12 protein-coding genes are annotated in these 12488 nt (G+C 59.5%); 6 read left to right on the top strand and 6 right to left on the bottom strand.

The window, feature by feature from the left end; all coding sequences use genetic code 11:
• Nucleotides 1–388: 388 nt before the first annotated feature.
• A complete protein-coding gene (locus AC2FFE_RS17685) occupies nucleotides 389–1576 on the bottom strand; it encodes a Zn-dependent hydrolase (protein ID WP_496820646.1) in 1188 nt (395 codons plus the stop codon).
• A gap of 135 nt (nucleotides 1577–1711) precedes the next feature.
• Here AC2FFE_RS17685 and AC2FFE_RS17680 point away from each other — a divergent pair, with 135 nt between their 5' ends.
• The 4 genes from AC2FFE_RS17680 to AC2FFE_RS17665 are packed head-to-tail and all read left to right on the top strand — an operon-like array spanning nucleotide 1712 to nucleotide 5203.
• A complete protein-coding gene (locus tag AC2FFE_RS17680) occupies nucleotides 1712–2362 on the top strand; it encodes a histidine phosphatase family protein (RefSeq protein WP_496820645.1) in 651 nt (216 codons plus the stop codon).
• A gap of 10 nt (nucleotides 2363–2372) precedes the next feature.
• Nucleotides 2373–2987 carry a glutathione S-transferase family protein gene (locus AC2FFE_RS17675; RefSeq protein ID WP_496847254.1) on the top strand — a complete coding sequence of 205 codons (615 nt, stop codon included), beginning with the start codon at nucleotides 2373–2375 and terminating at the stop codon, nucleotides 2985–2987.
• A 14-nt stretch (nucleotides 2988–3001) separates the two neighbouring features.
• Nucleotides 3002–4057 (top strand): saccharopine dehydrogenase, encoded by a 1056-nt coding sequence (locus tag AC2FFE_RS17670; protein ID WP_496847253.1) that lies wholly within the window; start codon nucleotides 3002–3004, stop codon nucleotides 4055–4057.
• A 3-nt stretch (nucleotides 4058–4060) separates the two neighbouring features.
• A complete protein-coding gene (locus AC2FFE_RS17665; RefSeq protein ID WP_496847252.1) occupies nucleotides 4061–5203 on the top strand; it encodes a saccharopine dehydrogenase family protein in 1143 nt (380 codons plus the stop codon).
• Nucleotides 5204–5298: 95 nt separating this feature from the next.
• On the opposite strand, the gene AC2FFE_RS17660 is transcribed toward AC2FFE_RS17665, so the two are convergent.
• Nucleotides 5299–5616, bottom strand: a complete 318-nt coding sequence (locus tag AC2FFE_RS17660; protein ID WP_170655855.1) for a DUF3775 domain-containing protein — start codon at nucleotides 5614–5616, stop codon at nucleotides 5299–5301.
• Nucleotides 5617–5703: 87 nt separating this feature from the next.
• Nucleotides 5704–6474 (bottom strand): DUF1365 domain-containing protein, encoded by a 771-nt coding sequence (locus AC2FFE_RS17655; RefSeq protein ID WP_496847251.1) that lies wholly within the window; start codon nucleotides 6472–6474, stop codon nucleotides 5704–5706.
• Nucleotides 6475–6764: 290 nt separating this feature from the next.
• Here AC2FFE_RS17655 and AC2FFE_RS17650 point away from each other — a divergent pair, with 290 nt between their 5' ends.
• Both AC2FFE_RS17650 and AC2FFE_RS17645 read left to right on the top strand, forming a co-directional pair.
• A complete protein-coding gene (locus tag AC2FFE_RS17650; protein WP_496820651.1) occupies nucleotides 6765–7280 on the top strand; it encodes a sigma-70 family RNA polymerase sigma factor in 516 nt (171 codons plus the stop codon).
• 10 nt (nucleotides 7281–7290) lie between these two features.
• On the top strand, nucleotides 7291–7941 hold the full coding sequence (locus AC2FFE_RS17645; protein WP_496820650.1) for a ChrR family anti-sigma-E factor: 651 nt from the start codon (nucleotides 7291–7293) through the stop codon (nucleotides 7939–7941).
• Between the two features lie 7 nt (nucleotides 7942–7948).
• On the opposite strand, the gene AC2FFE_RS17640 is transcribed toward AC2FFE_RS17645, so the two are convergent.
• From AC2FFE_RS17640 to mutL, 3 genes are read right to left on the bottom strand one after another with little or no spacing between them, the layout of a single operon-like run.
• Nucleotides 7949–9253, bottom strand: coding sequence for an adenylate/guanylate cyclase domain-containing protein (locus AC2FFE_RS17640; protein ID WP_496847250.1), 1305 nt, complete (start codon nucleotides 9251–9253; stop codon nucleotides 7949–7951).
• Nucleotides 9254–9303: 50 nt separating this feature from the next.
• Nucleotides 9304–10533 carry a DNA recombination protein RmuC gene (locus tag AC2FFE_RS17635; RefSeq protein WP_496847249.1) on the bottom strand — a complete coding sequence of 410 codons (1230 nt, stop codon included), beginning with the start codon at nucleotides 10531–10533 and terminating at the stop codon, nucleotides 9304–9306.
• 57 nt (nucleotides 10534–10590) lie between these two features.
• Nucleotides 10591–12447, bottom strand: coding sequence for a DNA mismatch repair endonuclease MutL (mutL, locus tag AC2FFE_RS17630; RefSeq protein WP_496847248.1), 1857 nt, complete (start codon nucleotides 12445–12447; stop codon nucleotides 10591–10593).
• Nucleotides 12448–12488: the final 41 nt, after the last annotated feature.

Raw genomic sequence — 12488 nt, 5'->3', positions numbered from 1 at the left:
ACAGGCATCTCCCATCCCGCAAAATCAACCAACTTTCCTCCCAAACCAACGTGAAGAGAATAAAGAGGGGTGCGTTTCGGTGAAGTCATGGCGGGTACTGCCTTTCGTCTCTAAATGTCGCAACGCATGCGCATCAGTCTGACCCAAGCTGCAAAATTTGCAACGATTCAGCCCCGGAATTTTGATGGCAGGGCTTTAATGCGGCAGACCTGTATACGGGCGTATGCATCAATAATGTTCCTATAGGAAACTTTTTTCCGTTAGGCAACACTCGTGGTTGCAGGCCATGCGCATCCCAGCATTTATTCAAAGGCACATATCCCGCCACAGCGCCTTACCCTTGGTCAATACGCTGGGAAACTTACATATTCCATGCCCCTTATTCAGATCATCCAGCCAAAGCTCTTACAGCATGTTCCAATACGCAAAGACCAGCGACCAGGTCATCCTCGGCTGTATCCTCGGCGAAATCATGGCTGATTCCATTGATCGAAGGCACAAACAGCATCGCAACTGGCATCACGCGGGCGACATTGGTGGCGTCGTGCAACGCACCCGATGGCATCCCGCGCCAGTTGCCGGATGAGACATGTTCCGCGCCACACTCCAACGCTGCGCGCAGTGTCGGGTCCATGGCCACCGGTTCTAGCCCCAACATTGGGCCGTAGTTGAGGGTCATACCAAGCTCGTCGGCCACCTGCTGCGCGGTGGATCGAATGATTTCCTCCATGCGGATCAGCCGGCCCCCATCGCCATCGCGCCATTGCATCGAGAAACGGACGCGCCCTGGGACGATGGAGGATGCATTGGGATGCAAATCGACGCGTCCGATGGTCCACACGGTCTGAGGGGTCACCACGTTGCGGAACCGGTCATTGAGTCTTGCATTAAACAGCGACAAAGCCTGAAACGCATCGCGCCGCAAATGCATTGGCGTGGTGCCCGCGTGGTTCTGTTGCCCTTCAAAGGTGATCGACATATCCCGGATTCCGACAATATCGGAGACAACACCGATGTGCTGCCCCGCTGCGTCCAGCGCGGGGCCTTGTTCAATATGCATTTCGATGAAACCGCGGAACCGGGATGGTTCAACAAAACCATGTGACAGTTCTGCCATCTCGGATCGGGCCGCGCCAAAGGTAATGCCAGAGCCGTCGGTCAGCGGATCGGCCTGTTCTAGCGGCAGCCCACCTGACCAGACCGCTGATCCAGTGGTCACGCCAAAGCGGCCCTCTTCATCTTGAAAACTGACGACTGAGATCGGCTGATCACTGGACCGCGCAATTTCAAGCGCGGCAATCACACCCAGCGCCCCGTCCAGCCAGCCACCCTCGGGCTGGCTGTCGGAATGTGATCCCATCAGCAAAGACGTGCCCGGGGCAAGTCCAAACAGGTTCCCAACCGGATCAAAATGCGGCTCCAGTCCTGCTTCAGCCATACGACCCGCAAGCCATTGACGCGCGGCAATGTCCGCTGGGGAATAGGCCGGACGTACGACACCTTTGCCGACACCCGACGCCCCGAATTCGCGCAGCTTGTGCAGATCGGCCAGAAAGCGATTTGGATCGATGCTCATAGGTCCTCCAGACGCATAGTCGCGGCAACCATAGCCAGAACACAAAAAGCTGTAAGGATTTTTTGCCGCCAAAGGGAAACCGCTCTGGCCCCGACCCGGAACCTGCCCTAAGACATCCGCATAAGAGGGACCGATATGTCACATATTACATTGGTGCGGCACGGGCAGGCCAACACGGCAGCGCGGGACGAGGCGAACTATGACAAGCTGAGCGATCTGGGGCATCAGCAGGCCCGCTGGCTGGGCGCGCATCTGCGCGATACGCGCAGCCATTACCCCCGAACCTATTGCGGTACTTTGATCCGGCATGCCGAAACCGCCGCCAGTATGGGGTTGACTGATCCAATCCGCGACCCGCGGTTGAATGAGATCGAATACTTCACCCTCGCGCAATTGTTCGAAGAACAACACGGCGTTGCCATCCCCACAGATCGCGAGGGCTTTGTCGAGCACCTGCCCAAGACCTTTGACGCCTGGGCCAACGGCCTGATTGAGAACACGCCCGAGACCTTTGAACACTTCGAAACCCGCGTCCGCGATGCGTTGCGGGACATCGGGACCGAAGGTGGGCCCGCCATCGTTGTAACCTCGGGTGGGTTGATCTCAATGGTGGTGCGGCAAGCGATGGGTCTGGATATTCCCTCGATGGCGCGCGTCGCCCTTGCCATCATGAACACGTCGATGCATCGTCTGCATCCGATTGGAGCGCATCTCAGCCCGGTTCTGTTCAACGCCGTTCCGCATCTGGAAACGCCCGATCGGCAATTCGCACAGACGCACCTGTAAGGAGACACCGATGCAGCTTTGTTACGCCCCCCGCACCATCTCGGTTGCCGTTGCCATCGCGCTGGAAGAGGCGGGGCTGGACTATGAGGCCATCAAGCTGGACTTCGCCGGGGGCGAGCAGGCGAAACCGGCCTACAAACAGATCAACCCAAAGGGTCGGGTCCCGGCGCTGGTGGTCGACGGGGGCATTCTGACCGAGACCGGCGCGTTGCTGGAATTCATCGCCGCCAAAGCGCCTGAGGTCGGGCTGGTGCCTGCCGATCCGATGCTGGCAGCCCGGATGCGCGAGGTGATGTTCTATCTCGCCTCGACCATGCATGTGAACCATGCCCACAAACAACGCGGGCATCGCTGGGCGGATAAGGAAGCCAGCTGGAAGGATATGACGGCGAAGGTCGCGCAAAACATGACCGCGTCCTGCGAGTATATCTCGGCCAACGCGCTGCGTGGGCCGCTTGTTCTGGGTGAGGCATTCTCGCTGGCCGACGCTTACCTCTACGTCGTCTGCAGTTGGCTGGAAGGCGACGGCGTCGATGTGTCAGCCTTTCCCAAGATCGTCGCTTTCCGCGAAGCGATGGAGGCGCGGGCTTCTATCCAGGCCGTGCGCGCTGCCGGAATGCTCTGAGCAAAGGAAACTGCATGACACATCTCTGGGTCCGGGCAGAACAGCGTCCGAATGAGGAACGGGTCGGTCTGACCCCCGAAGGCGCCGCTGCGCTGATCTCGGCTGGCATCCGCGTGACGATCGAGGAAAGCTCTGTCCGCGCTATTCCGATCAATGGCTACAAAGACGCGGGCTGCGAGATCGCACCAGAGAATTCCTGGCCCGAGGCCCCATTGGATGCGATCATATTTGGCCTCAAGGAGCTGCCCGAAGATGGCACACCCCTGCCCCATCGCCATATCATGTTCGGCCATGCCTATAAGGGCCAGCATTCGGGCCGCGCATTGTTGCAGCGGTTCAAGGCCGGGCGCGGCACGCTATACGACCTGGAGTATCTGGTCGATGAAGATGGCCGCCGGGTTGCCGCCTTTGGATACTGGGCTGGATATGCCGGAGCGGCTGTGACCCTTAAAACATGGGCTGCACAACAACGCGGCGAAGAATGTCCGCCAGTTGGCGTGTACTCTGACAAAGACGCCTTAAACGCCGAGCTTTTGGCTGAACTAGACGCCACAGGCGCAGAGCGTCCCCGCGCAATCGTCATCGGCGCCTTGGGTCGTGTCGGCACCGGTGCTGCCGACCTGTGTGAGGCGATGGGAGTCACCGTCACCAAATGGGACATGAACGAAACCGCCAGCGGAGGGCCATTCCCAGAAATCCTGGATCATGACCTGTTCCTGAACTGCATCTTCGCGCGCCCCGGCACGCCGGTTTTTGTTCCGCGCGACGCGCTGACCGCACCGCGCAGGCTGACCGCCATCGGTGACGTGGCCTGCGACCCGGACAGCGACTACAACCCGGTCCCGGTCTATGACTGCGCCACCACGTGGGAAGCTCCTGCTCTGCGCGTCGCCACCGACCCAGTGATGGACGTGATGGCCATCGACAATCTGCCGTCGATGCTGCCGGTCGAAAGCTCTCAGGACTACGCCGCGCAATTGCTAGCTTCTCTGCTGTCTCTGAACGATCTGGACAGCGGCGTCTGGGGTCGGGCAGAAGCAACCTACAAAACTCATATCGAAGGAATCTGAGCGATGACGATTCACTGGTGTGGCACCGGCCTTTCGGCCATCCCCGGCCTGCGCCGCCTGATCGAAGGCAGGCACAAGGTTACCGTTTGGAACCGAACCGTCGAAAAGGCCAAAGCCGAGGTCGGAGACCTGACCAACGACATCCGCGCCTTCGACATCGACGCATTGGGCGCAGTGCTGGAACAGGGCGACGTAATCGTCTCCATGCTGCCGGGCGACTGGCACGTACCGCTGGCGGAACTGGCCATCTCGAAACAGGCAAACTTTGTCTCGTCGTCCTACATCGCCCCCGAGATGCGCGCGCTGGACAACAAAGCCCGCGAGGCCGGTGTGGCGCTAGTAAACGAGGTCGGACTGGACCCCGGCATCGACCACCTGATGGCGCATGCGCTGGTTGATGACTACCGCGCCTCAGACGCGTTTGATCCGCAAAACCACCTGAGTTTCATCTCCTATTGCGGCGGTATCCCGAAGAACCCGAACCCGTTCCGCTATAAATTCAGTTGGTCCCCCTTGGGCGTTCTCAAAGCCCTGCGTTCTCCGTCCAAATCCATCCGCGATTACGCCCCGCTGGACGTCGCCCGCCCATGGGACGCAATCAGCAGCTATATCGCGCCTTTGCCGACGCCGGAGAGCTTCGAGGTTTACCCAAATCGCGACTCGATCCCGTTCATGGCACAGTACCATTTCGAAGATCACTGGCCGGTCAAAGAATTCGTCCGCGGCACCCTGCGCCTGAACGGCTGGGCCGACGCCTGGTCGAACGTATTCACCGAGATCGAAACCCTCTCGGGTCCCGAAGGCGACGCCCGCCTGAAAGACATGTCCGATCAGTTCTGGGCCGAGAACGCCTATGACGAAGGTGAACCGGATCGCGTGGTTCTATGCGTTGCCCTCAAGGCCGAGAAAGACGGCGTTGAAGTCTGGCACAAAACCTATGTGATCGACGCCTGGGGTGATGAACGGGGTACGGCAATGGCCCGTCTGGTGTCGATCCCGGTATCCCTGGCTATCGAAGCCGTTTTGAACCGCGCGATTCCAGCAGGCGTCCACGCGGCCCCGAATGATCCGAAACTGGTCCATCACTGGATGATGGAAATCGACACTCTGGCCCAGCATCTGCAGATCGTGGATCATCTGGCCTGACAATACCTACCCAAGCAGACCAACCATTTCTTCTTCTGTTCAAAAATACCTCGGGGAGCGCGAGGGGCTGGCCCCTCGCCCCCCTCAACACAGCACTACATCAGATCGTTCTCAACATCCTCGGCCGAAATCCCCAGCGCATCCAGCCCATTCTCCAGATGGTCTGACAGATGCGGCGTTCCGATCAGGTAGTCAGCGCACGGGGTTGAAGCTTCGGACCTTGCAGTTGCGATCGCCTCAGCTAGATCCTCAGCGAAAAAACTCTCGCGCCCGATCCACATGATCGCAACCAGCTCGGCCTGTTCGTCCTCACTCATCCGGTCGACAAAGGCGCGCAGTTCTCCTTCGGCCCGGTCCAGCTCACGGCCCATCATGGCCACCTGTGCGACTTTTCTTGCCGAGATTTCCAGCATGTTTCCAGCTCCTTCTGTTCGCGGTCTCAGACCATCAGACCCATTCCAAAGGCCCGCGTCTTTGATCTTACGCAAACAAAAGTCAGCTTAGTGCCGGGTGCGTGATACCGGGTGATCGGGCACGGGCGCGCTGCGGAACGGGCGAAACCGGGCTTTCTTGAGCCAAAGTTTCAGCGCCTGCCAAACGATCAGGGTAAACGTGCGCCGCGCTCCAAAAGGGCGGCGCAGCAAAGACCACAGGATCGTGCGATTGGTCAGTGGTTGGCGCGGCCCGGTCAACGTGGCAATCAGCCCCCCATCCGCACGTTCATAGTCAATCCAGACGCCCACGCGATCAGGGCGATAGTCAAACCGGAACGTATAGCTTCCTTCGATTTGCTGGAACGGAGACACATGCATCAGCTTGTCAGCCACCACCCGGTCAGACGGGCCAATAGGTGAAAAATTCGGCTTATGGCAGACATAGCTGTGACGGGTTCCATAGGTATTGGTGACCTCGGCAACAACCGCGTATAGCTGCGCGTCATTGTCAAAACAAAGCCAAAAACTGACCGGATTGAACACGTGGCCCAGCACGCGGGGCTGCGTCAGCAACATGATCTGCGCGGGCTGCGGCACCTCCAACTCATCAAAGCGGGCGCGCAGCCAGTTTGCACCGACACCTTGCTTTGGCACGCCTCCGTGATCAGTGCGCCGCCAGTTGAAGATATTCGCCCGATCCATCGAAAACAGAAGGGGCGTTGTCAGCTGCGCCTCGGGATCAAACAGGATGTAATCAACCGAATAGCGAAACGCATTCTCAATTGCGCCTTTGCGACCATGATAAGTATGGCCTGCGATATGGTCGATATTCTTCATGTCGTCGCGTATCCTGTCTGACCTGTAAACTGTTCGAATGGCGCTCTTTTCCCCAAAGAGCTGTCATAACTGATACGAAATCTAGCGCCGATTGGATTATTTTGTCTCAGGAAAGTGATCCGCCTTGGGCCGCCCTGCGTAATGTGGTTATGTTTACCGAGATCAATACCGTGACCTTGGACGAACCTGCGGCTGAACAGGCCGCCCGTCAGCCTTGGCGCGCGAAGAAACGCACCAGGGGTAGACAGGTGAACGGAACGAATCGCAGTTGCGACGCCAGAACCGAGTGGGTGGATCATGTCAGGCGTATCCGGGATGCGCAGGATCAGGCGGCCTTTGCCGAGCTGTTCCAGCATTTCGCGCCACGTATCAAGGCGTTCCTGATGAAATCGGGGTCAGACGCCACGCTGGCTGAGGAATGCGCGCAAGAGGTGATGGCGACCTTGTGGCACAAGGCCCATCTTTTCGATCCATCGCGGGCCACAGTGGCCACCTGGGTGTTCACGATTGCTCGGAACAAACGCATTGACGTACTGCGCAAGCAGCGCCGCCCCGAACCGGAAGAGTTGGGATGGGGTCCCGAGGCCGAGCCTGATCAGGACGATGTCCTTGCGTTACAACAGGAAACCGCGCAACTGCGCACCGCCCTGTCGGCGTTGCCAGACGCGCAGAGACAGCTGATCGAGAAGGCGTACTTCGGAGATCTGAGCCATCGAGAGATTGCATCTCAGACCGGATTGCCGCTGGGCACGATCAAATCACGGATACGGCTGGCGCTGGACCGCCTGCGCCATGCGATGAATTGAGATGAGTAAGATGAAGAACCCGATCAAACATCACCTGACGGACGATCTGCTGATGGCTTATGCCGCTGGCACTCTGCCGGAAGCGTTCGACCTGATGGTCGCGACCCATCTGTCACTGTGCGACCACTGCCGCGCGCGCGCCGAAAGCTTTGACGCTGTGGGTGGGCATGTGCTTGAGGAGCAGCTGGAGACAGCAAGCATGAGCGACACATCCCTGGCTGCCACCATGGCTTTGATCGCCCAAGGCGCACCGACCCCTAAGCCCGCGAAACCGGGCTGCGCCGTCCTGCCAACGCCACTGCAGGACTATGTTGGCGGAACCGTAGATGACATCCAGTGGAAATCCATAGGTATGGGCGTGAAACAGGCGATCCTGCCCACATCCAAGGATGCCACAGCGCGGCTGCTGTTCATTCCGGCGGGCGTTGCCGTGCCGGATCACGGGCATCACGGGACCGAGTTGACCATGGTTTTGCAAGGCGCCTTCTCGGACGAGGTCGATCGCTTTGCCCGCGGCGATGTCGAGATTGCGGATGAGGATCTGGAGCATACTCCGGTGGCCGACATGTCAGAGGATTGTATCTGTCTCGCCGTCACAGATGCGCCATTGAAGTTCAACAAGCTGATGCCCCGGCTGTTCCAGCCCTTCCTCCGCATCTGAAGTTCAGTCAGGCACTGCGATCCTGCCGGGGTATTCCGTATACATCCAACGCACCGCTGCGCCCGCGTACTTCTACCGGGGGTAGCGATAGCAGTTCGGTTTCAGCCACCGAAGCGCCTGCGGCGTCGATCAACGCGGATGATAGGATCAGAGCCATATCTGTTGAGCGCGTCTGACTTTCCAACCGGGCCGCGATGTTGACCGTGTCACCAAACACCGAATATTCCAGCCGCTCCTGATCACCAATCACTCCAACAAAAACTTCGCCCCAATGCAGGCCGATGCCCGTATCCAACGTGGGCAGCTTTGCCTGCCTGCGCTCGGTGCTCCAATCGCGCATCTCACGTGACAGCCCAAGCCCACAGCGCAAACAGCGTTCGGCCGCCCGGTCACCCTGAAAAACAATCATCACTGCATCCCCGATGAACTTGTCGATGATGCCGTTCTCTTGCCGAACCACCTTGGAGACACGGCTGCGATACGAGGTGATCAGCTCGGATACCTGCTCGGGCTGCAAGTTTTGCGACAAGGTCGTGAAGCCGCGCAGGTCTATAAAAATCACGCCGGCCAGCTGCCGCCGCCCCTGTTTCAGCGCTGACAAACCGCTTTCGCCCAGATCTCCGACCACTTGCGCAGGCAGGTATCGGGTCAGGTTCGCGCGGCGTTGCGCTTCGGTCACCGACTGGAACAACAGCGCATTTACCCGATAGGCGGCAACGATCAGGACAACACCCGCAAGCGTAATCATGAACAATCGGATCAGGTTGGGCGGCCGCGACAGGAACAACCAGATCGGGTTTGTATCTTGCCCCCGCGAAAGCCCCGCATCCTGACCGATCAGATACAATAATCCCAGTACAAGCAGCGTAACTTGCAGCGCCATGACCTTGGGATTGCCCCGCAAAACGCCAAAGGCCAGCACGACGGGCACCAGCCACACCGCTGGCAGCACAAACACCGCGTCGCCGGATAGGCCGACATTGCGCATTCCCAGCCAGACATTGAAAACCAGAAACAGCGCGTCTGCGGCGGAAACCGGCCAGGCCATCCAGCCGGCAAAGCGCTGTTGTCGCGCAACCGTCCACGTGACCAAGCCAAGCGCAAAATAGGCGAACATAGTGCCAAGGGCGGATACCCATTGCCGTTCCAACACGGCATGACCCGTATTCTGGACCGGTTGCACTGTTACCAGAAAGAAGACCCCCAAACCAAAAGCCACCAGCATACGCAACAGACCAACAATCTGTTCAGCATCCTGCTCAGCCTTGCCCAGCAGTTCGGCAACCTCTGACGGCGGAACATCTTTTGCCATATCTCTGCCAGTGCGCCCCATGATCTTGCGACGCCGATACAAGCGCAGGCTTAGCCTTCTTGGCGCGCCAGCGGAACAACGTCATGTGAGTCGTCCGGAGCTAACTCCTCAAAGTCGAAATTGTCCAGCCGGCGCGCCCTGCGCCCGGCCTTATCGGCGCTGATCTTGATCTCAGAGATATCCTTGGCCGCCTGTCCGAAATGACGATCCAGATTGATCACCCGATCGCCCAGACGCTCGACATCCTTGTGCAGCGCACCCAGTTCCTTGCGGATCGCGCCCGCCTGTTCGCGCATACGGGCATCTTTCAGGATCGCGCGCATGGTGTTCAGCGTCGCCATGCAGGTGGTGGGCGAAACGATCCATACCCGTTTGTTAAAGCTTTCCTGCACCAGTTCGGGGAACTTGGCGTGCAGCTCGGCATAGACGGCTTCGGACGGCAGAAACATCAGCGCGCCATCGGCGGTTTCGCCATCCAGAATATACTTCTCGGCAATGTCGTTGATGTGCTTGCGCACGGTGCTACGGAACATCTGCAGCGCCGCTTTCAACTCCATATCATTGGTCGAGCCAATAAGCGCCTCATAGGCCTCCAACGGGAATTTGCTATCGATCACGATGGGGCCCGGCGGGTTCGGCAGATGGATCAGGCAGTCGGCGCGCCGCCCGTTCGACAGCGTTGCCTGCAACTGAAAGCTGTCTGACGGCAGCGCCTTAGAGACGATGTCATTCAACTGAATTTCACCAAACGCGCCGCGCGTCTGTTTGTTCGACAGGATATCCTGCAGCGAAAGTACATCACCAGACAGTTTGGTGATATTGTCCTGCGCCTTGTCGATGGCCGACAGACGTTCCTGCAATTGGGTCAGCGAGGTTGCCGTCTGTTTCGACGAGCCATGCAGCGATTCCTTCATCCGTTCCTGCATCTCGGCCAGCGCACGCGCCGATTTCATCGCGTTATCGGCCAGCCGATCGTTCATTTGCTGCTGGACCGAGGACAGGCGCGCCTCGACCGTCTGAATCACCTGCACCTGCGCATTGGCCTGCGTGTCCGAAACATGCTGCAATCCACCGCGCAACTGTTCCTGCCCCTGCCCCAACTGCTGCACATGCTGACCCAGATGCGCCATCTGCCGCGCCAGCGGTTCTGTCATACGGGCCGAACGGTTGGCCGCCCGCAGCGACAGGAACAACATCAGCACAATTAGCGCAACAAACCCGGCTACGGTCAGGACGACCGGGTCATTTATTGGGATCTGTGCGCCTGCAATCTGGATCATGTGATTCAATATGTTCTCGTTTTGTTTTCGTCTTCTTAACGGGTCTGGAGCATCGGATCAACTGCGCCCGAACAGCCGCTCGATATCGCTCAGTTTCAATTCCACGTAAGTGGGCCGCCCGTGGTTGCATTGGCCGGAATAGGGTGTCGCCTCCATCTCGCGCAGCAGGGCGTTCATCTCTTCAGCGCGCATCCGGCGACCCGAGCGGATCGAGCCGTGACAGGCCACCCGGCTCAGGATCGCCTCGATCTTGGCCTGTACCATTTGGCTTTCGCCCTGATCTACCAGTTCGTCGAGGATATCCAGGATCATCGCGCGGGCATTGACCTCACCCAAAATGGCCGGGGTCTCGCGCACGGCGATAGCCCCGCCACCGAATGGCTCTAGCGTCAAGCCAAGGCGGGACAGATCATCGGAAACGGCCATCAGGCGGGCGCAATCGCCCTCGGACAGTTCTACGATCTCGGGAATCAGCAGGGCCTGCGCGGCGACGCCACTCTCGGCCATCTGAGCCTTGAGTTTCTCGTAGACCAGCCGTTCATGTGCAGCGTGCTGGTCGACAATCACCATGCCATCGGCGGTCTGGGCGATGATGTAATTCTCGTGCACCTGTCCGCGCGCCGCGCCCAAAGGCAGGTCCTGTGCCGGTGGTTCTTCGGCGACCGGTTCGATCGGGGTCGGTGCAACAATGCTGCCGCTATAGTCATTGGCCAGTTCCGCAAAACCCGGAGATTGCGCCCGGTACGCGGCCTGGCGCGCCACAGGGGTTGGCCGGTCCATCTGATAGACCCGCGCCGGGGTCGCCTGTGCCGGTTCCGGGCGCATCGCCCCAAGCGTTGCATTAGCCACGGTCGAGGATGCACGATGCCCAGCCTCGGCCAGCGCATGGCGCAGGCTGGACACGATCAGCCCGCGCGCAACGCCCGGATCCCGGAACCTCACTTCGGACTTGGCCGGATGGACGTTCACATCGACCAGCATAGGATCACAATCAATGAACAACGCCGCGGCCGAATGGCGATCCCGGCTGAGAAAATCGAAATAGGCCGCGCGCAGGGCGCCAGTCAGCATCTTGTCCCGGACCGGGCGACCATTGACGAACAGGTACTGCGCCACCGCCGCGCCACGGGAATAAGTCGGCAGGGCGGCATATCCGTACAGGCGCAGCCCTTCGCGTGTGGCATCGATACGCAGAGCGTTTTCGGCGAACTCGCGGCCAATCACGCGGGCCAGGCGGGCGTGCAGTGCGTCAAATAAATCGCCATTCTCACGGTCAGCACGAAAGGTCACGCGCCCCTCACCGCCACCCGAGACATCGCGCAGGGAGAAGGTCACGGCCGGTTCCGCCATCGCCAGCCGCTTGACGGTATCGGTGATCGCCTGACCCTCGGCCCGATCCGTGCGCATGAATTTCAGCCGGGCGGGCGTAGCGTAGAACAGATCGCGCAGTTCAACCACCGTGCCCACGCGCAGAGCAGCGGGTTTCACCGCCTCCATCTTGCCACCAGCTACGTGGATTTGCGCAGCCTCGGCACCGGGCACTCGGCTGGTGATCGTCAAACGCCCGACAGCGCCGAGCGAGGGCAGAGCCTCGCCTCGGAACCCGAATGTATGGATATTCAGCAGGTCCGAGCCGTCGATTTTCGAGGTCGCATGCCGCGACAAGGCCAGCGGCAAATCCTGGGCGGAGATACCGCAGCCATCATCCGTGACCCGGATCAAGGTCTTGCCACCATCGGCGATATCGATGGCGATCCGGCTGGCGCCAGCATCAATGGCATTCTCGACCAGTTCCTTCACAGCCGACGCCGGGCGTTCCACCACCTCGCCCGCTGCGATCCGATTGATCGCTGCATCGTCGAGTTGCCGAATAACCGGGCGAATGTCGCTGATATTGGGGTTTGCTTGCGCCATACCACCACAACTAGCACATGGCACTACGATTCCGCCACCGA

It is taken from the genome of Ruegeria sp. YTSA168 (genome assembly GCF_059610045.1).
This window is presented reverse-complemented; position numbering and strand designations above follow the sequence as displayed.